The sequence below is a fragment of the Phormidium tenue FACHB-1052 genome (assembly GCF_014696675.1).
In the GTDB taxonomy this organism is placed as follows: domain Bacteria; phylum Cyanobacteriota; class Cyanobacteriia; order Phormidesmidales; family Phormidesmidaceae; genus Nodosilinea; species Nodosilinea tenuis_A.
On the sequence record NZ_JACJQN010000002.1, the window covers coordinates 417,686 to 438,531 of the forward strand.

Sequence of the window (20,846 nt, forward strand, 5' to 3'; positions counted from 1 at the left end):
GGTTCAGGCGGGCGATCGCCGCACGTTGAGACAGCACCACTCCTGTCGCCGCCAGAGGGTAGCCACGACCCAGCCGTGCTGCTCCAAGGTATCGGCCACTAGTTTGGACTGATCGAGCAAAATGCCGCTGAGAATGCCCCAGCCATCAGGGGTAACAATGGTGTGCATCTGGGGGATGAGGTCCATGATCACCTCCGCTAAAATATTGCAGACGATACCGTCTACGGGGGCATCAATGGTTTGGGCAATGGTGTCCAAACTGCCATGCAGCAGCGGTAGCTGCTGCTCCGTCAGCCCGTTCAGAGTGCGGTTGCCGACAGCCGAATGAATAGCTAAGTCGTCGGTGTCAGCGGCATAGGCGCGCCTAGCCCCTAACAGCAACGCCCCAATCGAGAGAATGCCCGACCCGCAGCCAATATCGGCAATGGTAACGTCGGTTTTTTCGTAGGTCAGCCGCATTTCAAGCGACTCTAGACAGAGCTGGGTGGTGGGGTGGTTGCCAGTACCAAAGGCCACGCCGGGGTCGAGGCGCAGCACCAGCCGCTGGTTGTCAGCCGGAGGCTCTAGCCAGGCGGGGGTGATCAAGAAGCGATCGCCAATCGGTTCTGGTTTCCAGTGATCCTTCCAGCTCTTAGACCAGTCTTCTTCGTCGATCAGCTGCCAGCTAATGCGGGGCAGCACCAGATCGTTGCAAAGAGCATCTTGCTTAATCAACAGGGCCATGGCCGATAGATCGAGCAATTCAAGCCGATGCTGCGGGAAGTAGGCCTGCACTACGCAAGACGAACCCCGCTGCTGGGTTGATGTCCCCTGGCTGCCAAAGCTGTCAAACCGCCAGAAAACCGTGTCCTCCAGGGATGGATCGCACAGTACCTTTACTTCCCACCAGGTGTTAACCACGGCCATTCTAGGGGCTGCCTCGCAACTATCAAACTTGGAGCTAACGCTCTCCTTATAGCCCTGGGTTCCTAACCGTGAACCTGTAGGGTGAGCACCGCCCACCACCTACTTTCTGACCAGGCTAAGAGCCGTTGCCCTTGCCCATCCTACAGGGCTTCTCAAGCTACAGGTTCACCGTGTAGGCATCGCGAATGCCTGGCACTTTGAGAATCTCTTCCAGAATGCCCTCAGGCAGAGGGTCATCTAGGCTGAGAGCCATGACCGCGTCGCCGCGCACAATTTTGCGGCCCACCTGCATACTGGCGATGTTGACGTTAAAGCTGCCCAGCAGCGAGCCAATTTTGCCGATAATGCCCGGCATATCGCGGTGCAGGGTAAACAGCATGTGCTGAGTCGGCGGCACGTTAATGGGGAACTCGTCGATATCGGTGACGCGAATTTCGCTGCCCCCCAGCAGCACGCCAGTAACAGAGTGCTCGCCCAGGCTGCCCTTGGCCGACAGATTTAACGAGCCTGTGTAGTCGCGAATGTCGGCATCGCGGGTTTCAATCACGTGAATGCCGCGCTCCTTCGCTTCGATGGAGGCGTTGACGTAGTTGACCCGCTCTTGAAGCGCGTGGGACAGCAACCCCTTGAGCGCCGCCACCATAATCGGCTGGGTATCGCCCCCGGCAATGTCGCCCTGGAGGCGTACCGTTAGTTCTTGAACCCGGCCCCCAGCCAATTGCCCCACCAGGTTGCCCAAGGTTTCAGCCAGTTGCAGATAGGGGCGCAGCTTTTGCATCACCTCAGGGCGCAGGCCGGGGATATTCACCGCCGATCGCGCCGGTAGCCCCAGCAGCACGTCGCGAATCTGCTCGGCTACATCGATCGCCACATTCACCTGGGCCTCTTCGGTGGAGGCTCCCAGGTGGGGGGTGAGAATAATGGCTTTGTCCAGCTCTCGCAGCTCTGAATCGCCCAGAGGCTCAGATTCGTAGACATCCAGAGCGGCCCCGCCGATGGTGCCTTCACGCAGGGCCTTGGCCAGAGCAGCCTCGTCGATGATGCCACCCCGAGCGCAGTTGATGATGCGCACCGTGGACTTCATGGTCGCCAGGGCTTTCTCATCCACTAGGTGGGTGGTCTCGGGGGTCTTGGGCAGGTGCAGGGTGATGTAGTCGGCCTCGCGGAACAGCAGATCTAGCTCCACCAGGCGGCAGCCGAGTTGCTCTGCCCGTTCCGCCGAAATAAACGGGTCGTAGGCCAGCAGCTTCATGCCCATGGCCCGCGCTACCGTGGCCACGTGGGAGCCAATTTTGCCCAGGCCCACTACCCCCAGGGTTTTCTTATAGATCTCAACCCCGGTAAAGTCTTTGCGCTTCCATTCGCCCGATTTAACGGAGCGATCGGCGCTGGGAATATAGCGCGACATCGACATCATCATGGCCAGGGCGTGCTCTGCCGCTGCAATGGTATTTCCCTCAGGAGAGTTGACCACCACAATGCCCCGCCGGGTAGCCTCAGGCACATCGACGTTATCGACCCCAACCCCAGCTCGCCCAATGATTTTTAGGTTCTGGCCTGCGTCAATGACGGCCTTGGTCACTTTGGTGCCCGAGCGAATCATCAGCGCATCGTAGTCGCCGATGGCGGCCACCAGTTCCTCAGGGGAAAGGCTGGTGTTGACATCCACCTGAGCAACTTGGGAAAGAATATCGAGGCCCGCCTGGTCAACGGGGTCGGAAACTAGAACCTTGGGCATGGGTCGGCCATAAAAATGTCACAGGGATCTACTTTACTGCAAAGGCGGAGCGGGGCATTAGTGTGTGGGGTTACTTTTAGCGGTAGGTGAGTGGATGGGTAGGCGGGTGGATGGGTGAGGAGATGGGGATGTAGGGTGAATTCGCAGAGCGATGCACCATTTTAAGGAGATTAATCTTGCAAGCTCCAGGTAGGGTGGGCATTGCCCACTAGCTCTAATCAGCGCCACGCAGCATGGATTACAGCTAAGCAATGTATCCTTTCAAGGCAGCTGTATCTGCGATTTATGAGCAGCGTTAAAAGGCGAAATCTGCGACACAAGCATTAGATTTCCTGCAAGTCTTCGATCGCCCGAAAGCAGTCAGAGAGCACAACATTAGAGAACAAAAAACCGTCGGGATCGCTGAGGCGCAGACGCTGCAGGGTGTCCCAGGCGTCGCCTTCTAAAATGACCCAGCCTTGGGCAATGTGGGGATGGAGGGCGGCAATAAGGGTATCCCAGGTGGCGGAGTCGCAGAGCGATCGCACCTCATCCCCACCGATCCCCGCCTTTAATCGCAAGCCCAACATCAGTCGATCCAGCAGTTGTTCCATTGGCGGTGTCGGAGGTTCACGGTGGGTTCCTTCAGCCGCCTGAAACTCGTTTACCCACTCGCTATAGGTTGCCAAGGTGCGGGGACGACTGACCCGCTGGAGCTGGGTGTAGCTGGTCGCCCCGAGGCCAAAGCCGTAATAGGGCTGATTGCGCCAGTAGGTCAAATTATGCTGACATTGATGCCCCGGCTGGGCGTAGTTAGAGACTTCGTAGTGCTCGTAGCCCTGGGCGGTGAGAAAGGCTTGGGCAAGCCGATACATTGCCGCCGTTTGCTCATCCGTCGGCAGCGGCCCGTCGCCCGGTTGGTAGCGCTTGGCGAACACCGTCTGAGGCTCCACCGTGAGATCGTAGATCGACAGGTGATGGGGGTAGAGGGCTACCGCCTTAGACAAGCTAGTTTCCCAGTCCGTTAGGGTCTGGTGCGGCAGTCCCGAAATCAAATCTAGGCTCCAGTTGGGCATGGCAACTTGGTGTAGCCAGTCCACAGCGCGATAGACATCGACAACGCGGTGGTAACGGCCACAGCTCTCTAGCGTTGTGTCATCCAGCGCTTGCACACCGAGGCTGATGCGGGTGATGCCTGCGGCCAGGTAGCCCTGAAGATGCTCTAAATCAAAGGTGCCGGGGTCCATTTCCATGGAGATCTCGGCGGCGGGATCAATGCCGAAGTGCTGGTCAAGCTGGGTGAGGATTTGTGCAAGCTGGGGGATGGAGAGCAAAGAAGGGGTGCCGCCGCCAAAGAATACGGTTTGTAATGGGGGCTCGTTGAGCTTCGGAGTTACCGCAATTTCATCACAGAGCAGCGCCACGTAACCTTCCACGGTTCCTGATGTCTCGCCCCGCTGGTGGTTGCCCAGCACTGAGATGGGGAAGTCGCAGTAAAAGCAGCGACGGCGGCAAAAGGGAATGTGAACGTAGGCAGAGGCCGGGTTGGCAATCATGGCAATGGCTATCCCTGGGAAACGTTGAGCAAGGGACGCCGCTTAAATCACGCTAACACTATCCCCAAACGATCGATGCGGGCGAAGATGGTAGGTCATGGCTGAAGGTTAGTAGGCGGTTGAATTGAGCAATGCAGCCTACAAAAAAACCGGAACCCTGGGCTGGCCTCAATAAGCGGCGATGGCCCAGAATTCCGGTTTGACGATGGCTCTAAAAGAGTTCTCTAGAAGCCCTGGCGGGAGACGAATTTCTCGATATCGGCCTGGGTTTGGTGCAGCAGGTGGTGGCGGCTATCGCCGGTATTGCTGAGGGAGGGCACCAGGTTGCGAGCCTGGAGCGTCATGTGGAGCTGGAGATGGGCGACGTATTCGGAAAAGTCTTCGCGGGTTTCGGTCAGGGCTGGAGCAAAGTTTTCTGACAGGGCCACGGGAACAACCTCTCTTCTATTAAACATCGATAAAATATGCAACGATATCGAAACTAACATAGGCGCTGTACCCCTCACAGGCCGTGCAACGAAGCTTAACGGTGCGTAACATCTGACACAATCCATGCCCGGTTCATCCCCCTCCGCCGATAGCCAACCGCCCATTCCCGAGCGGTTGGCCAAGCACACGGTGCGCTACGCCGACCACCACTCGGTAAATTGGGATGACCTGACGCCAATGATGCGCCACTACGTGGAGATGAAGGAGCAGTATCCCCACGCCCTGGTGCTATATCGGGTGGGCGACTTCTTTGAAACGTTTTTTCAAGATGCGATCGCGATCGCCCGCGAGCTAGAGTTGGTGCTCACTAGCAAAGAGGCAGGTAAGGCTATTGGCCGAGTGCCCCTGGCGGGCATTCCCCACCACGCCCTCGATCGCTACTGCATGCTGCTGGTGGAAAGGGGCTATGCGATCGCCATCTGCGACCAGGTAGAAGACCCCGCCGTGGCCCAGGGCTTGGTCAAACGCGAAGTTACTCGCGTCATCACCCCCGGCACCGTGATCGAAGAGGGCATGCTAAGCGCCAGCCAAAACAACTTTTTGGCCTCGGTGGTAGTGGCCGGTCACCACTGGGGGCTGGCCCACGCCGATGTCTCCACCGGAGAATTCTTGACGACCCAAGGGGAAGACCTGGATCAGCTCTGTCAGGAGCTGCTCAGGCTCCAGCCCGCTGAGGTGCTGTTTCCGGTGGATGCGCCCAATCTGGGGGCGATGCTCAGGCCGGGAGATCAGTCTGACCAATTGCCGGACTGTTTGCCGCGTCAGTTTTGCTACACTCTGCGGCCCCAGGGCCCCTACAGCCAGAGTGAGGCGAGGCAGCGATTGTTGCAACGGTTTCGGCTGCGGTCGCTGGAAGGGTTGGGCTGCGACCATCTGCCCCTGGCGGTGAGGGCAGCGGGTGGCCTGCTGCACTACGTCGAAGAAACCCAGAAGACTGTGCAGGCTCCGCTCCAGCCCCTCTGCACCTATACCCTGTCTGCCTACCTGGTGATCGATCACCAGACCCGCCGCAATTTAGAAATTACCCAGACGGCGCGCGACGGCACTTACAACGGTTCGCTTCTGTGGGCGCTCGATCGCACCGTTACGGCCATGGGCGGTCGCACCCTGCGCCGCTGGCTGCTGCAACCGCTGTTGGATGTCAAGGGCATTCAACAGCGACAGTCCACCATTGTGGAACTGTTGCAAGACGGCAATCTGCGGCAGATGCTCCAGCACAAACTGAAGCAGATCTATGACCTAGAGCGGCTGGCGGGTCGGGCCGGGTCTGGCACCGCCAATGCTAGGGATCTCGTCGCCCTAGCGGATTCGTTTTTGCGCCTGCCGGATTTGGCTGCTTTGGCAGAACAGGCCCAGTCGCCTTATCTAAAGGCGCTACAGTACGTGCCGCCGGAGCTAGAGCAGCTGGGGCAGACGCTGCGATCGCACCTAGTCGAAACCCCGCCCCTCTACCTCACCGAAGGCCACCTGATTCGCGATGGCGTCAACGCCCAACTCGACGACCTGCGTCAGCAGGCGGTGGACGACCAAAAGTGGATCGCCGAACTGGAGCCCGCCGAACGCAAACGCACCGGCATCTCCACGCTCAAAGTCGGCTTCAACAAAGCTTTTGGCTACTACATCAGCATCTCCCGCGCCCGCGCCGACCAAGCCCCCGACGACTACATCCGCAAGCAGACCCTCACCAACGAAGAGCGCTATATCACCCCCGAACTCAAGGAGCGGGAAACGCGGGTCTTTAACATTGAGTCTGAAATCAACGCCCTGGAGTATGAGATCTTTAACCAGCTGCGGGAGAAAGTGGGCGAGCAGGTCGAACTGATCCGCAAAGTCGCCGCCGCTGTTGCCGCTGCCGATGTGCTCTGTGGGCTGGCTGAAGTGGCGATCTTTCAGGGCTACTGCTGTCCCGAGATGGATGAGTCAAGGGCGATCGCCGTCACCGAAGGCCGCCACCCAGTTGTCGAGCAATTGCTCCCCGCCGGGTTCTTTGTGCCCAACTCCAACTACATGGGGACGATTCCAAGCGATCGCGATGCCGCCCATGCCCAAGATCTAATTATTCTCACCGGCCCCAACGCCAGCGGCAAGAGCTGCTACCTACGCCAGGTGGGCCTGATTCAGCTAATGGCGCAGATGGGGAGTTTCGTTCCAGCGAAAACCGCAAGGCTGGGGGTGTGCGATCGCATCTTCACCCGCGTCGGGGCCGTTGACGACCTGGCTAGCGGCCAATCCACCTTCATGGTTGAGATGAACGAGACGGCGAATATTTTGAACCACGCTACGCCTAGATCCCTGGTGCTGCTGGATGAAATTGGCCGAGGCACCGCCACCTTCGACGGCCTCTCCATCGCCTGGGCGGTAGCCGAGCACCTCGCGGTTGAGATCGAGGCCCGCACTATCTTCGCTACCCACTACCATGAGCTGAATGAGCTAGCGGCGCTAATTCCCAACGTGGCCAACTACCAGGTCACAGTCAAAGAAATGCCCGACCAGATTATCTTCCTCCACCAGGTGCAGCCCGGCGGGGCCGACAAATCCTACGGCATTGAGGCAGGGCGGCTGGCAGGGCTACCCACCTCTGTCATTCAACGCGCCCGCGACGTAATGCGCGAGATCGAGCGCAACAGCACGATCGCCGTGGGTCTGCGTGGGGAGGTGTCTAAACTGAGTAAGCCTCGCCGCCGAGCGAAAGATGTGACCGGCACTTACGATCCTTCAGAACAGCTCGACCTGTTTGGTAAATCTTGAAACATCCCTAAAGGCGTGGCTAAAACCCTGGAGCCAGGCTACGAACGTAAGAGCTGGTTAACGAGGCGTTGCAGTTAACAAAGCGGGCCAACCGCCCAGTGTGAGCCAGAGCCCTTACGTGACCGCTTTGCAGCTGAACTTCGGTGTTATGTCGCCCAAACCTTTAAGTGAGGCAACGTGCTGATGGAGACAATGGTTTCACCCCTTACTGCTCGCGTGGCAACGCAGTACAGCCTTTCACTGCAAGTCGAGGCCGTCGCGCTAGCGGGCTCCCATACAAATTCTGCGTCAGATGCACACTCTGATATCGACCTCTATGTTTACCTTTCAGCAGATCTGCCGGTGAGCGATCGCAGGGCTGTTGCCTCAAAATTCACTCGGCGTGCGGAAGTTGATAACAATTTCTGGGAGCCAAGTGACGCTTGGATCGACGAGCATACCAGTATCCGTGTGGATGTTATGTTTCGCCGCACTGACTGGATTGAAGCACAACTCACCCGGGTTCTTGACGAACATCAGGCTTCAGTAGGTTACTCCACCTGCTTCTGGCATAACCTACTCTCCTCCCAAATACTCTTTGATCGGCGGGGATGGTTGAGGGCGCTACAGGCGACAGCGCAGAGACCTTATCCTGAAGAGCTGCGACAGGCTGTCGTCGCCAAGAACTTTCCCATCCTGCGCCACACCCTCTCGGCCTATACTCGTGAACTTGAGCACAGCGTAAGGCGGGGCGACCGAGTTAGCACTAACCACCGCGTGGCGGCGCTTTTGGCCAGCTACTTCGATGTGGTATTTGCCATAAATAGCGTGCCACACCCTGGCGAGAAGCGATTAGTGCAGCTTGCAGAGGCCCGTTGCGATCGCCTACCCGACAAAATGAGTGAGCAGGTAGATAACCTAATTAGCGCAGTATCTATGTCCGGCGACGAGGTGTGCAAGTGTGCGCACCTGCTCATTGATGGGTTAGAAGTCCTGCTGCGTGCAGAAGGATTACTCGATTCGAGAGGCGAGGTTGTCTAACAACGGCATTCACCCAACGCCCCGATTGCACGCTTCTCATGCATCTACAGCTCTGCTGTGCAGCGGCAGTGGCAGGCCGATGTCACTGGTAGCCTACCCCATTGGCCCGGCCAAAATCACCTTAGCCAAGGCGTTGATTACGGACTCGGGCGGCTCTTGCTTGAGGTCGCTGTACCACTGCTCGGTGGCCTCGGGCACGTAGCCGTAGATCAGGCTGGTGCGCTTGCGGGCTTTGAGCACTAGCTCGGCAGTGCGGTCTTTGCGGGCCGCCTCATAGCGCTTGAGAGCGTCGGCTACGCCAATGTTAGTGGTATGCAGGTAGCGGGTCAGTACCTCGGCATCTTCGATCGCCTGACAGCCGCCCTGACCCAGAGTGGGAGTAGTGGCGTGGGCTGAGTCGCCCAGTAGGGCAATGCGACCTTTCACCAGGTGCTCCAGCGGGTCGATGTCGCCAATCTCCAGGCGATTGGTCTGCTCTGGGTCAAGGGCTTGAATGAGTTTTTGCACCGGCTCGGGCCAGCCCTGAAAGATTTTGGCCAATTCTTCCTGGCGGTAGGTGGGCTCGACGTGGGTGCCTTCAACCATCGGTGCCCCAAAGAAAAAGTAAAAGCGATCGCCTCCCACCGGCATCATTGAGGCGCGCTTGCTATCGCCCACGTAGAGCACCCACAGATTGGGGTCGCACAGTTCAGGGTCAGCCTTGACCAGGCCATTCCAGTTGACGTAGCGGGCGTAGCGGCGCTCGACCTGCCCCACCACACAGGCGCGCACTGCGGAATGAATGCCGTCAGCTCCCACTACCAAGTCACCGCTGATTCGCTCCCCGTTTTCAAAGATGGCAGTGGCGCTGTGCTCGTCTTGCTCCACGCCGACGCAGTTCATGCCTAGGTGCACATCCTCAGGCCCAAAAGCTTCGAACAGCATGGTTTGCAGGTCAGTGCGGGCTACGGGGTAGGGGCGCTGGCCCACTTGCTCAAACAGGGGGCGCAGGTCGACGTAGCTGAGAGATTCATCGGTGTGGCTGCGATACTCCATGGCGTTCATCTCACCGCCAATGGCAGCCAGCTTTTCCCCCAGTCCCAGATGGTTGAGCACCTTAACTCCGTTCGACCAGAGCGAGATACCGGCACCAGCGGGCCGCAGCTCTTGAGCGCGATCGTAGATCTCGACTTGGTACCCCGCCTGCCGCATGGCAATGCCCGTGGTTAATCCGCCAATTCCAGCTCCAATAATCACTACCTTCAGGTTGTACATGGCTCGCTCCTAACTGCTGTGATGGGTAGGGCATGGTTGTGACGAGGGCGTATGGCCAAAGCTATTGAACGCTGGTTCAAAGCCTAAGGTGTCGTCATCAATAGTTTCACAACGAAGAAAATTTTGTATACAGCGCACAGTTGTCGGCGGCTAGGTTAGCAGTGGCACCTAGAGGCGTCAACCGTAAAAGTTGGCTAGGCAGTATTTGTACTCAATCTTTAAGAACCTGCCAAATTGTTCACCAATTTGTTATCGCCGCTACATCAGAAATAGCTGGATTTTTTTCGGCCACAGAGAAAAGGTAACTGTCCAGATTTGGAATACCATCATGTGGCATCGTTTCTCTGTAATGTTGGCTGCTGTTTTAGTCGGTGGCGTGGGTGGTCTGAGCTATGTGGCCCTGTCTCCGCAGACGGCTGCTGCCCCGTTATCTCCTGGCGTTGAAGACGTTGAGGTTAACGCGGAGACAGTTGCTAGCAGCTATGTTCAAGGTAAAAAACGCTCGGGCAGCGGGCGGCGTGGCATGCGCGGCAGCTAGAGTTCCGTTGTTTGGGCGGCCCGGAGCTTTTCTAGCTGATATTTGGCGTCGTCAAAGCAGCCTAGGCGGCTGACATCAAGGCAGGCGCTGGCCACGGTTTCTAAATCGGCGATCGCGCTCTCAATATCCCCCAGCTCCGCATGGAGCAACCCCCGGTCGTAATAGGCAAAGGGATGGTTGGGATTGAGCTCTATCGTTTGATTGAAGTCGGCCATGGCCCCGGCGTAGTCGCCCAGATCTTGGCGGGTCAAGCCGCGATTGTAGTAAGGCTCCGGGCTGCCCGCATTGATCTGAATGGCGATCGTAAAGTCTTGGATCGCCCCCTGAAAATCGTTGAGTCGTCGCTTGACTAGCCCTCGATTTTCGTAGGCCAGGCTGTTGTTGGGGCGCAGGTTGACGGCCTCGGTGCAGTCGTTGAGGGCGGCGGCGTGATCTGCCAAGTTCGAGCGCGATAGGCAGCGATTCAGGTAGGCGTCGGCCTTGCTTTCCGGATCCTCGGCCAGGTTGATGGCGGCGGTGTAGTCTTGCAGGGCTCCCTCTTCATCCCCTAGCTCGGCTCGGGCGTTGCCCCGGTTGATGTGGGCGTCAACGTAGGTGGTTTCGCGCTCTAGGGCATCGCTGTAGTCAGCGATCGCCCCCTGCAAATCGCCCAGGCGAAAGCGCAAGTTGCCCCGCTGAAAGTACCAGGTGGCCATGCTGGGGTCGTTCTGAATGGCGTTGGTCAGGTCTTGCAGAGCCTCCTCCGACTGCCCATTTTCCCACAGCAGGGTCGAGCGCTGGGCCAGGGCCTTGCCGTGGTCAGGCTTTAAATCTATAGCCTGGTTGAGGTAGTTGAGCGAGTCATTCTTTTGCCCCACCTGCCTAGCGGCTTCGGCCTGCTGAAGTAGGCCATTGACTGTCATGCGTTGGGGAACGCGCAGCAAAAACACTCCCGCCACCGTCAGCAGGGCGATCGCGACCCCTGCACCCAACCAAACCTTAGAGCGACGGTTGAGACGGGCGGCACGGGGGGCCGTGGAAGGCGTGGATGACAACTGTTCTGGCTCCATATCACCGTTCTCCGGGGGCGGGGGGCTGGCGGGCTGGGCTGAAGCCGCCGGGGCAGGGGGGCCAACCCGCTCAGCCAGGGCCAGCAAAATGTCTTTGGCCTGGTGATACTGCGCCTCGGGCTGGGGCGACACCATTTTGATCAAAATGTCTTTGAGAGGGTTACCCAGGGTTGAGCATTCGTCGAGTTGGAGCTTAATCTGAGCCAAAAAATCGTCCTGGTTTAGGCGGGGAATTGCCTCATTTGACAGGCCTGTAGCCATCTGCATCGCAATCATGCCCAGGGCAAAGTGGTCAGCGGCAAAGCGGGTGTACTGGCGGTGCTTGACTTGGGGCAGGTAGGCCGACTCGGCGGTAGGAGTTGTGGGGTTGCCGTTAGTCTCTAAGCTCGGCTCCGGGGTGCCCGTGTCTTGAATCAGGCCGAAATCTACCAGCACCAGGTGGCCGCGATCGCGGTGCCGAATCAGATTGTTGGGGTGCAGGTTTTGGTGGGCAATGCCGTGGCGCTGAATCAGGTCTAAAATGCCCAGGCTTTCGACTAAAAAGCGCAGTACCTCGGCCTCCTGTCTGGGTTTGCCCTCAGCCAGTTCAGCCATGAGGGAATGGCCAGCAACGTAGTCGCGCACCCAGTAAAAGTCTTGCCCCTCCTGCACTGTAGAGAGGTTTTTGGCGATCGCCTCTTGGTCGCCCATGCGCTTGAGCAGGTTAACCCGCTTGGCCAGCAAATCGTTGAGAAATTTTAGGGTAATGGTGTTGTGGGAGGGCAGCTGCAAATGCTTAACAATGCACTTGGCCTTTGCCGGATCGCCATGATCGGTCATCAGGTAGGTCTTGGTGTAGGCCTTAGTACTGACAACTCGAATGAACTGAAACCGTCCATCGATCAGTCTTTTCACAACCATTAGTTTTTGCTGAGGTAAATGCACCGGCTAGGGCGTTGCCCGCAACCCTAGGCCGTGGGTCATGCGTTAGCGTGCTGCCCGATCCCATCGGTGCTCTGAAGTGGATACCTCAGAGAGCTTAAACCCCTACTTGGGGTCAGCGGCTATCCCAAAAAGACAAGGCAAATGTAGCGTCGATTTCAGGAAGAAAGCAATGCGGGCTAATCTACCCCACAGCTGAAACTCAATCAGCGGATGGCTAAGATGATAAGGCGACCCATCAGCAGCAATACTACTATGTACTGTGTGATTTATGACGGTAACTGTAACCTCTGCGTCAGTCTAGTGCAGCTATTGGAGTCGCTCGATCGCGGCACCCAGTTTCAGTACGTGCCCATGCAAGACGAAGCCACCCTGGCTCGCTACAGCATTAGTTCTCAAGACTGCGAGGCCGGCATGATCGTGATTGACATGCAGGCCCCCGATCGCCGCTGGCAGGGCAGTGACGCCGCCGAAGAAATTGGTCGGCTGCTGCCTCTGGGCAACCCCTTTATCCAGGCCTATCGAGCGCTGCCTGGGGCTAAGGCGGTGGGCGACTCAATCTACGCGGTGGTGCGCGATCGCCGCTACGAGCTATTTGGCAAGCGATCCCAGCGCTACGACTCGGCCTACCCCCTCTGCGACGGAGATGGGTGTATTCACAGATGAGGGGTTTAACCCCCTATAGCTACCTTGGAGACATCAAGGCAGCGGCTCACGCAGAATTGGGCAAGCTGCTCCATCGTTGTTGACCCAAGGATGACCGTCATGAGCCTGCGATCGCAACTTGCCCTAGCCACCCTCAGCATTTTGGCCACCGCCGCCCTGGCCGCCACCGCCGCAGACGCCCGCCCTGGTCAAGGGCATCGCCCCCAGTCCAGCGCCCCCGCAGTGCAAGAAGTCGTGCCCCAGGTCGAAGCTCCCACCGCTACGGTAGAGACCCCGGAGGTCACGCTCGAAACCACTGACGCCGTTGTCGTCGAGGTTCCCGACACAGAGACTTCTGTAGTCGGCGAATCCGCAGCGGAGTACGAAAACCTACCTCCTGGTCTGCAACGCCGAGTCGATAGCGATCGCGGTCTGCCCCCCGGCCTACAGCGCCAGGCGGAGAGCGAGCGTGGCTTACCTTCTGGTCTCCGCAACCGGTAATCGCTCAATCGCTTTACCAGAGACCGGATGCCTATCTGTCTGTCCATTGCGCTGTGGGTAGATAGCAGGCACCCGGTCTCTTTTGCGATTGCCCTCTACTCCGGGTTTACCCGCACCCGAGCAAACTTGAGGCCGCTGACCCCTTGGAGCGGTTCGACCGTTCCCTGCTCGATGTCGCCCGCCACAATGCCCTCGCGGTATAGGTAGCGCAGATAGCGCTCATACTCCTGCCACTCTTCGCTGGTCGAATAGACCACCGTCAGCATGCCGGGCTGGGTAATGCGATCGCCCTTTTCCGCATCGCGGGCCTTATCAATGCGCTTTTTGACGATTTCGTAGCGGGTGTCGCGGGTGCCCCGCACGTCAAACAGGCGCTCAGTAGATTCGTCGTGGACGATATCTACCGTGTAGCCCTGCACCAGCACCAGGTGGGTGATGGTCATGTCGGTGTCGTAGGCAGCCTTGAGCGAAAACCCCTTGCGAGCACAGTCGCACACCGCCCGGAGCTGCTCGTAGCGCAGCGACTTGAGCTGAAACTCGGTGAAGTTGGGATCAATGGCCTGCCCGGCGTAGATCATGTGGTCAATGCCGTCGGTGGCCTCCAGGTCGCAGTAGTGGGGGGTGATCGCCTGCATCGACTGCTGCCACTGGGTCCAGGTATCGCGCAGCAGCCCGTTGATGTGGCCAATGGTGTCGTCATACAGAGCGCGGGCGGCATAGACGCAGCCGTGGTTGGCATCAATGGCGGCTTTGTACTGGGCGATCGCGGCCTCGGCCTCGGGGCTGTGCTGGGCAAAGTAGGTAAAATGCACCTCCACTTCCCCTTGCAAGTAGCGCAGCAGCGTCACCTCAGAATCGACCGTCACCCCTTTCTCCAGCACGGCAATATGATCAGCCAGATCGAGGGCCAGCTGCCCTACCAGGGCGTTGTTGTCGGCCCGGCCCGCCGCTGCCACCACGGCCAGGGCGAGGCGAAACTGGGTGAGCAAATCCTGCTGAATCGTGCGGTTGCGCTCGTCAGATGAACCACGAATGTCAGAGATGCCGTAGAGCGGGTAGACGTTCTCAAAAACGATTTGGGCGGGGGGCAGCCCCAGGCTGAGGCGTTCAGCCTCTTGCTCAAACCGCCAGCGCACCGAGGGGTGAATGTTGTTGAAGCGGTCTTGGACGCTGTGGCGCATAGCCGCCGTCAGCGCCGGAATCAGCGTTGTGGCACGGCTGCAATCGGCCTGGTCAAAGGCATAGGGTCTCGGGCTAGTGAGGCCGACGAGGCCCACCATCTGAGCCGTGCTGTCGCCCAGCCGCGCCGTGCGCATCACTAGCGGGATCAGCAGCAGCGATCGCACCCCCTGATTCAGCATCGCGGCCTCGCAGGCCGTCGCGCAGTCGAGGCTGAGGTCGGGCACGTTGACCACCTCGCGGCGCTCGGTAGCCCGCAAAAAAGCCGACCCCTGTAGGGCTTCAATGGTGTAGTTGGCCGTTTGCCACTCGGGCTGGTTGAGCTGGGTAAAGAGCTGGGCCTGGCTGTTTTCAGCGCTCAGTAAAAAGCTATCGGCGGCGTTAAACAGCTGCTTCATCAGCCCGTTCGCCTGCTCAAAGCGGCGGGTGCCGAGCACCGATTCGTGACCTACCAGCAGCTCAATCAGCGCCCTGGAAGTCTCTCGCTCGGTGACGTCGATGCCCTCAATTAAAATCTGACCGCTGGCGCTATAGTTGCCGGGCCTCAGGGCTGCAACCAATTGATTAAAGGCAGGTTCTCGGCTCAGTAGCTGGGTGGTTACCTGCTCGCGGCTGGGGGCCACGGGCCAGCAGTCGGTCAGGCTAGCCTGGAGTTCGGGGGCGATCGCCGTCACCTGCAATCCCGCCGTCGCCGTGCGCAGCCGCAGCTCAATCTGACGCATCTCGCCAGTTTCAGAGTCGGCCAACGACACGACCAGCGGCTCGTGGAGCAGCCGCTGCGAAACCAGGTCGTCTGCCCCGTAGGCATAGCGAAGCACCGCACTCAAAAAATGCCGCCGAAACCGCTCTTGCAGACCCTTTTGATCCGCCGCTGAAAGCTGATCAAAAAAGCTCAGGTCGAGGTGCCCCCCCTCAGCACGAATGCCCGTCAGCCGACAAAAGTAGCGGTTGGCAAACAGCACCGGATGGGCTTGGGTAGGGCTGCTGATCGCCGTCGCCACATCCACCACCGCCATCACCAGGTGGCTGTAGTGCTGAATCAGCTCTAGCCAGGGCAAAGTCGGTCGAGCGATCGCTTGATCAGGGGTCTCACCCTCCTGGCTAGAGTCAGGGCGATCGCCCAAACTATACGAAATATCTATTAATAGTCCCCCCTCAGGGGCAGCTATTCGATCGGTGTCGATGCAGCGAGACGATTCGTTTGCCATAGTTGCTCTAGATGTGCCCTTCACTAAAGTCTTACAAAGCAACCCAGTGAAATTCCGCAGTGGCTCTCATATCTTTGCGGAATCGTAGGAGTTTTTAGAGATGGGGTAAATCCTATCTCTGCGGCGCAACCTCAATTGATGAGCTGTGTCAGCCCACCTGGGGCCGATTTTTTCGTTTATGTCTATCGTACTCAATCGCGGGGTGTCGTTGCCAGCCACGCCCCCTGCGCTTCTGGTTAGGGCCTTCACCCTTTAGAATGGAATTTCCGCCCCAGGATTATTCTCTCCGTTAAACCATGTTTGAAGCCCTGTCCGATCGCCTTGAGTCTGCCTGGAAAAGCCTGCGTGGCCAGGACAAAATCAGCGAGTCTAACATCGACAGCGCCCTGCGCGAGGTGCGTCGCGCCCTGCTAGAGGCCGACGTCAACCTCCAGGTAATCAAAGACTTTATCGCCCAGGTCAAAGAAAACGCCCTGGGCATTGAGGTGGTCAAAGGGGTGAGCCCCGACCAGCAGTTCATCAAGGTGGTGAACGACGAGCTGATTCGCCTCATGGGCGACACCAACGCTCCCCTGGCTGACTCGCCGACCAAGCCCACCGTGGTGCTGATGGCAGGCCTTCAAGGGACGGGTAAAACCACCGCCACCGCCAAGCTGGCCCTGCACCTGCGCAAAGAAAACCGCAGCACTTTGCTGGTGGCCACCGATGTGTACCGTCCAGCGGCGATCGATCAGCTAGTCACCCTCGGTAAGCAGATCGATGTGCCCGTGTTTGAGCTAGGCACCGACGCCAACCCGGTGGGAATCGCCCGTCAGGGCATTGAAAAAGCCAAGGCCGACGGCATTGATACCGTCATTGTCGACACCGCAGGCCGTTTGCAGATCGACCCCAAGATGATGGCCGAGCTGGCCGATATTAAAACCGCTATTGACCCCGACGAAGTGCTGCTGGTGGTCGATGCCATGACCGGCCAGGAAGCCGCCAACCTCACCCGCACCTTCCACGACCAGATCGGCATTACCGGGGCCATTCTCACCAAAATGGATGGCGATGCGCGCGGTGGGGCGGCCCTGTCGGTGCGGCAGATTTCGGGCCAGCCCATCAAGTTCATCGGCGTGGGCGAAAAGGTAGAGGCGCTGCAACCCTTCTACCCCGATCGCATGGCCTCGCGCATTCTCGGCATGGGCGACGTGCTCACCCTGGTCGAAAAAGCTCAGGAAGCGGTCGATCTGGGCGACGCTGAAAAGCTGACGCAAAAAATTCTCGAAGCCGAGTTCGACTTTGACGATTTTCTCAAGCAGATGCGCTTCATGAAGAGCATGGGCTCGCTAGGCGGCATCATGAAATTGATCCCCGGCATGGGCAAGCAGATCACAGGCGACATGCTGGAACAGGGCGAGGCCCAGCTCAAGCGCTGCGAAGCCATGATCAACTCCATGACTACCCAGGAGCGCAAGCAGCCCAACCTGCTCTCTAGCTCCCCCAGCCGCCGCCGCCGCATCGCCAAAGGCTCAGGCCACCAAGAAAAAGACGTGGGCAAGCTGGTCAGCGACTTCACCAAAATGCGTACCATGATGCAGCAGATGGGTCGGGGCGGCGGCTTCCCCGGTATGGGTGGTATGCCCGGCATGGGTGGCGGCATGCCCGGTATGGGCGGCGGTATGCCAGGGCTACCGGGCATGGGCGGCGGGCCTCAACCCGGCTTTCGCCCCCCCAGCAACAAAAAGCAGAAAAGCCAGAAGAAAAAGAAGGGCTTTGGTCAGCTTTAGGCTGGTTTAGGACGCTTGCGATCGCGGCCAAAAATTTAGCTCTGGCCTACCACCCCAGTCGGAGGGCTAGCCCCTATCAACGGCAGCTCAATAGATCGTTTCGTACTCCCCATTTTCGGCAATGTGGAGTTTCCAGTACTCTTCGGCGATGCGATCGCTGCTGTACTTGGGGTCGTTGCCGTTGACTGTGCCGCAGATGGTGACAGTACCGACTTTGATCGGCGAATCCTTCAGGGCTGCGTGGAGCGTACTAGCTAGCACGCGAATTCCCGCTTTGCCTAGGGAAAGAGACACAAAGTTGGGGTCGGGGTAGAGGGCGAACCCGCCACCCGTGAACAGCAGCGTGCCTTTTTGCTCAGCCTGCATAGCGGGAAGGATGGACTCAACGCAGGCGATCGCCCCTGCTACATTGGCCTTGAAGTCGTTGACCAAGGTGTCGTAGCTGGTCTGCAATACGCTTTCCATGCGGGGCACGGCGGCATTGTAGATCAGCACCTCCGGCGTGCCTAACTGCGCTTGAATCGCTGCAAACGCCGCTGTTAGCGCGGCCTCATCCCCCGCATCGGCTAAGAAATAGTGGGCGGTGATACCCTCGGTTTCTAGGGTGGCTTGATAGCCCTTCAACTTGTCTTCGTTACGGGCAACCATCACGATCGCAAATCCTTCGCTGGCAAATCTGCGGGCGATCGCCATGCCGTTGCCTTCACCCATACCGACAATGACGCACAACTCTGCCATAACTTTTCTCCTTGTTTGGGTGGGTAACTAAAGCTGGGGATACCAACCAGCTAGTAGCTTGGTTAGCCTAGGCATGATTGCAATAGTGCGGGCATCTTACCTATCGCTGGATTAATGTTGGCGCACAATTAATAAGCAGTCATGTATCCTATCCGACAAGATCGAGCAGTTCTTGATTGAGACGATCGCTGCGGAGAGACGCCATTGGCACTGTTGCCCAAGTCCTAGCTGAGTCTGTCAAGATATCGAGATTTAACTATGAATCAAGGCATTCAATCAGTGCTTAGAGGAGCAGTTGAGCTAACACTAACCTCGGCTCAGATGCCCGGAGCGGCGATCGCCATCCAGATTAAAAATGAGCCTTTGCTCGCCTTGGGGGTTGGCTATCAAGACCTTGATCAGACTATTCCACTGTCTATTAATGCCAGCTTTTACATCTACAGCGTGACTAAATCGCTCATTGCAGCGGCAGTTCTGCACCAGGTCAGCACGGGATGTCTTGATCTGGACGCACCCATTCAACATTATTGGCCAAGTTTTCCGGTCGCAACGCCCATTACCCTGCGCCAGATTCTTAGCCATAGCAGTGGATTGCCCGATTACGGCGGTTTGCCCGCCTACCACAAGGCCGTCAAAACAACCCCCGGTTCGCCCTGGTCGCATGAGGCCTTTCTTGAAGTGACTTCTAGACAAGGATTGTTGTTTGACCCTGGCCAAGGCTGGTCGTACTCCAACATCGGTTATTTAGCGCTCAAGCTGCTGCTGGAGAAGGCCACAGAGCAATCAATGCAGGACTGTTTAGACGAGCTGTTCTTTACGCCCCTGGACTTGAAGCATACCTTCGTCGCCGCTTCATTAGTCGATGTCACGGACCTGACGCCGGGCTATGCGTCAATATTTGGCGATGAGCTTGAGGACATGTCACAGCGCTACCATCCCGGTTGGGTTTCCCATGGGGTGGTGGTGTCTACGGCGGCAGAGTTGGCCACGATGATGCACGCCCTGATGACGGGCCACATCCTTGACCCCACGTTGGTAGATCAGATGGCTCAGCCGGTTCATAGCCTGGGGCCGCACCCACCCCTGCAAAACGTGGGCTGCGGGCTGGGACTGTTTGTAGATACTGCATCGCCTTATGGTCGAGTAGCAGGGCACAACGGGGGTGGGCCAGGCTATTCGATCGCCGCCTTTCACTTCTCGGCCTTGGCGGGTCGCCCCACCACCATCGCTGCCGCCACCAATCGAGAAGGCGACAATGTGGGGTTAGAGGTAGCCTATGCCCTGGCCCGCGTGCTAGCCCAGGCCTAACTCACGGCTACAAATTGTGCGGTGCTGGGAATTGCGCGGGCTAGGCGGGCAAGCTAATGCTGTGAACTCTAGGTCAGCCCTCGGATAGCTTATGAGCATCAAACGCGCCCCCCGCCGAAGTTTTCCTAAGATCAGCACGATGCCGCGCCCGGCTACTGAGGCCGCGCAGTATCTCGATATGTATAAGCTCACCGTCGAGAAGACGCGCCTTGAGCAGGAGCTTGAGTACATCGACGGTCGTCGGCAACAACTGTGCGATCGCCTCGCTGAAATCGAGCAGGCCACCGCAGGGCTCGACGCCAAAGCCGCCACGCTGCGCCAGCCCACCCAGTCTGCTGTCGCCAAGCCCCAGGGGCTCAACTTTGCCCCCAGCGCCAATGTGTATCTGCCCGAGCGCAACAGCCGCCAGGCTCCCGAAGACTACAACACACTGATGTTGGATTATTAGAGGGTATAAGGTTCAAGGTTTTTGGTGCAGGGTTCTTGCTGTTGCCCTGTACCCTACACCGTGAACCCTATACCCCCTATAAAATGGAGTTATGAAGCAAGTTCTGCTGCTCCTCATTCATGGCTATCGACGACTGCTGTCGCCGCTGTTTCCGCCCACCTGTCGGTTTAACCCGACCTGCTCACAGTATGCGCTGACGGCGATCGAGCGGTTTGGCCCGGTGAAAGGGAGCTGGTTAGCGGCGCGACGGATTACGCGCTGTCATCCCTTTCACCCCGGCGGCTACGACCCAGTGCCCGAGGGGGTCGCGGTTGAACCTGAAACTTCAGAAAAGTAACTCACTTTCGACCCGTGGGGAGTGGTTGGCGAATCTAGCTCTCCCCAAGTTTGACGGTGGTGCCGTTGAGACAGATGGTGCTAAACGGCCAGTTATCTCGCAGCCAAGGCAGCAAAAAGGCTTCCAGTTCAGCTTCTAAGCCTGAGGCCAGTTCGCTTTGTCTCGCCCAATACCAAACGTCGGCATCCACGTCGGCTTGCGGTGGCGGGTCGATATAGATGCAGCCGAGTAGGCGAGTTTCATCGAGGCTCATGACCGCATAGTCAAAGGAAGATTTGAGCTGGAACTCTTTTTGATGCCAGCCCAGATCGACAATATTCTGCTCAATCGTCAGGTCTTCTGGGGGCCAGCCCCAAATTTCACCAAAGCGGTTCCAGAGATGGTCGCGACTCGACATGACGGCATCAAAGTCTTTGAAGGCGTCATGAATAGTGATCGATCGCAGCCTAAACCGGGCTGTCTCGACCACCGCTGGCACCTCAAACGACTCCGGTAGAAATGCCATCTCCTGCCTC

Annotated in this window: 18 protein-coding genes; 9 read left to right on the top strand and 9 right to left on the bottom strand. The window is 58.2% G+C overall.

Annotation, left to right across the window (positions count from 1 at the left end; all coding sequences use genetic code 11):
* Positions 1-3: 3 nt before the first annotated feature.
* The 4 genes from prmA to H6G07_RS05810 all read right to left on the bottom strand — a co-directional run bounded on the left by prmA (position 4) and on the right by H6G07_RS05810 (position 4,601).
* Positions 4-900: a 50S ribosomal protein L11 methyltransferase gene (gene prmA / locus H6G07_RS05795; protein WP_073607472.1), complete on the bottom strand. Its 897-nt coding sequence runs from the start codon at positions 898-900 to the stop codon at positions 4-6.
* Positions 901-1,063: 163 nt separating this feature from the next.
* Positions 1,064-2,644 carry a phosphoglycerate dehydrogenase gene (gene serA, locus H6G07_RS05800; protein WP_073607127.1) on the bottom strand — a complete coding sequence of 527 codons (1,581 nt, stop codon included), beginning with the start codon at positions 2,642-2,644 and terminating at the stop codon, positions 1,064-1,066.
* A 323-nt stretch (positions 2,645-2,967) separates the two neighbouring features.
* Positions 2,968-4,179, bottom strand: coding sequence for a radical SAM family heme chaperone HemW (hemW, locus tag H6G07_RS05805; RefSeq protein ID WP_073607126.1), 1,212 nt, complete (start codon positions 4,177-4,179; stop codon positions 2,968-2,970).
* Between the two features lie 224 nt (positions 4,180-4,403).
* On the bottom strand, positions 4,404-4,601 hold the full coding sequence (locus H6G07_RS05810; RefSeq protein ID WP_139296946.1) for a hypothetical protein: 198 nt from the start codon (positions 4,599-4,601) through the stop codon (positions 4,404-4,406).
* 130 nt (positions 4,602-4,731) lie between these two features.
* On the opposite strand from H6G07_RS05810, the gene mutS reads away from it, so the two are divergent.
* Both mutS and H6G07_RS05820 read left to right on the top strand, forming a co-directional pair.
* A complete protein-coding gene (mutS, locus tag H6G07_RS05815; protein ID WP_073607124.1) occupies positions 4,732-7,416 on the top strand; it encodes a DNA mismatch repair protein MutS in 2,685 nt (894 codons plus the stop codon).
* A 183-nt stretch (positions 7,417-7,599) separates the two neighbouring features.
* Positions 7,600-8,436 (top strand): DUF4037 domain-containing protein, encoded by an 837-nt coding sequence (locus H6G07_RS05820; protein WP_073607123.1) that lies wholly within the window; start codon positions 7,600-7,602, stop codon positions 8,434-8,436.
* Between the two features lie 93 nt (positions 8,437-8,529).
* Here H6G07_RS05820 and hpxO read toward each other — a convergent pair whose 3' ends face one another.
* Positions 8,530-9,690 carry an FAD-dependent urate hydroxylase HpxO gene (gene hpxO, locus H6G07_RS05825; protein ID WP_073607122.1) on the bottom strand — a complete coding sequence of 387 codons (1,161 nt, stop codon included), beginning with the start codon at positions 9,688-9,690 and terminating at the stop codon, positions 8,530-8,532.
* A 205-nt stretch (positions 9,691-9,895) separates the two neighbouring features.
* Between hpxO and H6G07_RS05830 the strand changes: the two genes are divergently transcribed.
* Complete coding sequence (locus H6G07_RS05830; protein WP_139296920.1) at positions 9,896-10,228, top strand: hypothetical protein; 333 nt, start codon at positions 9,896-9,898, stop codon at positions 10,226-10,228.
* Here H6G07_RS05830 and H6G07_RS05835 read toward each other — a convergent pair.
* Positions 10,225-12,177, bottom strand: a complete 1,953-nt coding sequence (locus H6G07_RS05835; RefSeq protein WP_073607120.1) for a tetratricopeptide repeat protein — start codon at positions 12,175-12,177, stop codon at positions 10,225-10,227. The genes H6G07_RS05830 and H6G07_RS05835 overlap by 4 nt on opposite strands.
* 276 nt (positions 12,178-12,453) lie before the next feature.
* Here H6G07_RS05835 and H6G07_RS05840 point away from each other — a divergent pair, with 276 nt between their 5' ends.
* Complete coding sequence (locus H6G07_RS05840) at positions 12,454-12,864, top strand: thiol-disulfide oxidoreductase DCC family protein (RefSeq protein WP_073607119.1); 411 nt, start codon at positions 12,454-12,456, stop codon at positions 12,862-12,864.
* Between the two features lie 90 nt (positions 12,865-12,954).
* On the top strand, positions 12,955-13,344 hold the full coding sequence (locus tag H6G07_RS05845) for a hypothetical protein (protein ID WP_073607118.1): 390 nt from the start codon (positions 12,955-12,957) through the stop codon (positions 13,342-13,344).
* A 95-nt stretch (positions 13,345-13,439) separates the two neighbouring features.
* Here H6G07_RS05845 and H6G07_RS05850 read toward each other — a convergent pair whose 3' ends face one another.
* A complete protein-coding gene (locus tag H6G07_RS05850; RefSeq protein ID WP_199311924.1) occupies positions 13,440-15,731 on the bottom strand; it encodes a GAF domain-containing protein in 2,292 nt (763 codons plus the stop codon).
* A 296-nt stretch (positions 15,732-16,027) separates the two neighbouring features.
* Between H6G07_RS05850 and ffh the strand changes: the two genes are divergently transcribed.
* Entirely contained in the window at positions 16,028-17,500 is a 1,473-nt protein-coding gene (ffh, locus tag H6G07_RS05855; RefSeq protein WP_073607117.1) for a signal recognition particle protein, read from the top strand.
* 87 nt (positions 17,501-17,587) lie between these two features.
* On the opposite strand, the gene H6G07_RS05860 is transcribed toward ffh, so the two are convergent.
* On the bottom strand, positions 17,588-18,238 hold the full coding sequence (locus H6G07_RS05860; RefSeq protein ID WP_073607116.1) for an SDR family NAD(P)-dependent oxidoreductase: 651 nt from the start codon (positions 18,236-18,238) through the stop codon (positions 17,588-17,590).
* A 258-nt stretch (positions 18,239-18,496) separates the two neighbouring features.
* Here H6G07_RS05860 and H6G07_RS05865 point away from each other — a divergent pair, with 258 nt between their 5' ends.
* The 3 genes from H6G07_RS05865 to yidD all read left to right on the top strand — a co-directional run bounded on the left by H6G07_RS05865 (position 18,497) and on the right by yidD (position 20,331).
* Positions 18,497-19,546 carry a serine hydrolase domain-containing protein gene (locus H6G07_RS05865; RefSeq protein ID WP_084172880.1) on the top strand — a complete coding sequence of 350 codons (1,050 nt, stop codon included), beginning with the start codon at positions 18,497-18,499 and terminating at the stop codon, positions 19,544-19,546.
* A 139-nt stretch (positions 19,547-19,685) separates the two neighbouring features.
* Positions 19,686-19,994 (top strand): hypothetical protein, encoded by a 309-nt coding sequence (locus H6G07_RS05870; RefSeq protein ID WP_139296919.1) that lies wholly within the window; start codon positions 19,686-19,688, stop codon positions 19,992-19,994.
* Between the two features lie 91 nt (positions 19,995-20,085).
* The gene (gene yidD, locus H6G07_RS05875) at positions 20,086-20,331 is read left to right on the top strand and encodes a membrane protein insertion efficiency factor YidD (RefSeq protein ID WP_073607113.1); all 246 of its coding nucleotides are present in this window, start codon (positions 20,086-20,088) and stop codon (positions 20,329-20,331) included.
* 34 nt (positions 20,332-20,365) lie between these two features.
* Here the strand turns inward: yidD and H6G07_RS05880 are convergent, their stop codons facing one another.
* Positions 20,366-20,836 carry a GNAT family N-acetyltransferase gene (locus tag H6G07_RS05880; RefSeq protein ID WP_073607112.1) on the bottom strand — a complete coding sequence of 157 codons (471 nt, stop codon included), beginning with the start codon at positions 20,834-20,836 and terminating at the stop codon, positions 20,366-20,368.
* Positions 20,837-20,846 lie beyond the last annotated feature (10 nt).

Bases quoted from the DNA above. Each gene is read 5' to 3' on its own strand.
- serA (WP_073607127.1), bottom strand. From the start codon at position 2,644: ATGCCCAAGGTTCTAGTTTCCGACCCCGTTGACCAGGCGGGCCTCGAT.
- hemW (WP_073607126.1), bottom strand. From the start codon at position 4,179: ATGATTGCCAACCCGGCCTCTGCCTACGTTCACATTCCCTTTTGCCGC.
- mutS (WP_073607124.1), top strand. From the start codon at position 4,732: ATGCCCGGTTCATCCCCCTCCGCCGATAGCCAACCGCCCATTCCCGAG.
- H6G07_RS05820 (WP_073607123.1), top strand. From the start codon at position 7,600: ATGGAGACAATGGTTTCACCCCTTACTGCTCGCGTGGCAACGCAGTAC.
- hpxO (WP_073607122.1), bottom strand. From the start codon at position 9,690: ATGTACAACCTGAAGGTAGTGATTATTGGAGCTGGAATTGGCGGATTA.
- H6G07_RS05835 (WP_073607120.1), bottom strand. From the start codon at position 12,177: ATGGTTGTGAAAAGACTGATCGATGGACGGTTTCAGTTCATTCGAGTT.
- H6G07_RS05840 (WP_073607119.1), top strand. From the start codon at position 12,454: ATGTACTGTGTGATTTATGACGGTAACTGTAACCTCTGCGTCAGTCTA.
- H6G07_RS05845 (WP_073607118.1), top strand. From the start codon at position 12,955: ATGACCGTCATGAGCCTGCGATCGCAACTTGCCCTAGCCACCCTCAGC.
- H6G07_RS05850 (WP_199311924.1), bottom strand. From the start codon at position 15,731: ATGGCAAACGAATCGTCTCGCTGCATCGACACCGATCGAATAGCTGCC.
- ffh (WP_073607117.1), top strand. From the start codon at position 16,028: ATGTTTGAAGCCCTGTCCGATCGCCTTGAGTCTGCCTGGAAAAGCCTG.
- H6G07_RS05860 (WP_073607116.1), bottom strand. From the start codon at position 18,238: ATGGCAGAGTTGTGCGTCATTGTCGGTATGGGTGAAGGCAACGGCATG.
- H6G07_RS05865 (WP_084172880.1), top strand. From the start codon at position 18,497: ATGAATCAAGGCATTCAATCAGTGCTTAGAGGAGCAGTTGAGCTAACA.
- H6G07_RS05870 (WP_139296919.1), top strand. From the start codon at position 19,686: ATGCCGCGCCCGGCTACTGAGGCCGCGCAGTATCTCGATATGTATAAG.
- yidD (WP_073607113.1), top strand. From the start codon at position 20,086: ATGAAGCAAGTTCTGCTGCTCCTCATTCATGGCTATCGACGACTGCTG.
- H6G07_RS05880 (WP_073607112.1), bottom strand. From the start codon at position 20,836: ATGGCATTTCTACCGGAGTCGTTTGAGGTGCCAGCGGTGGTCGAGACA.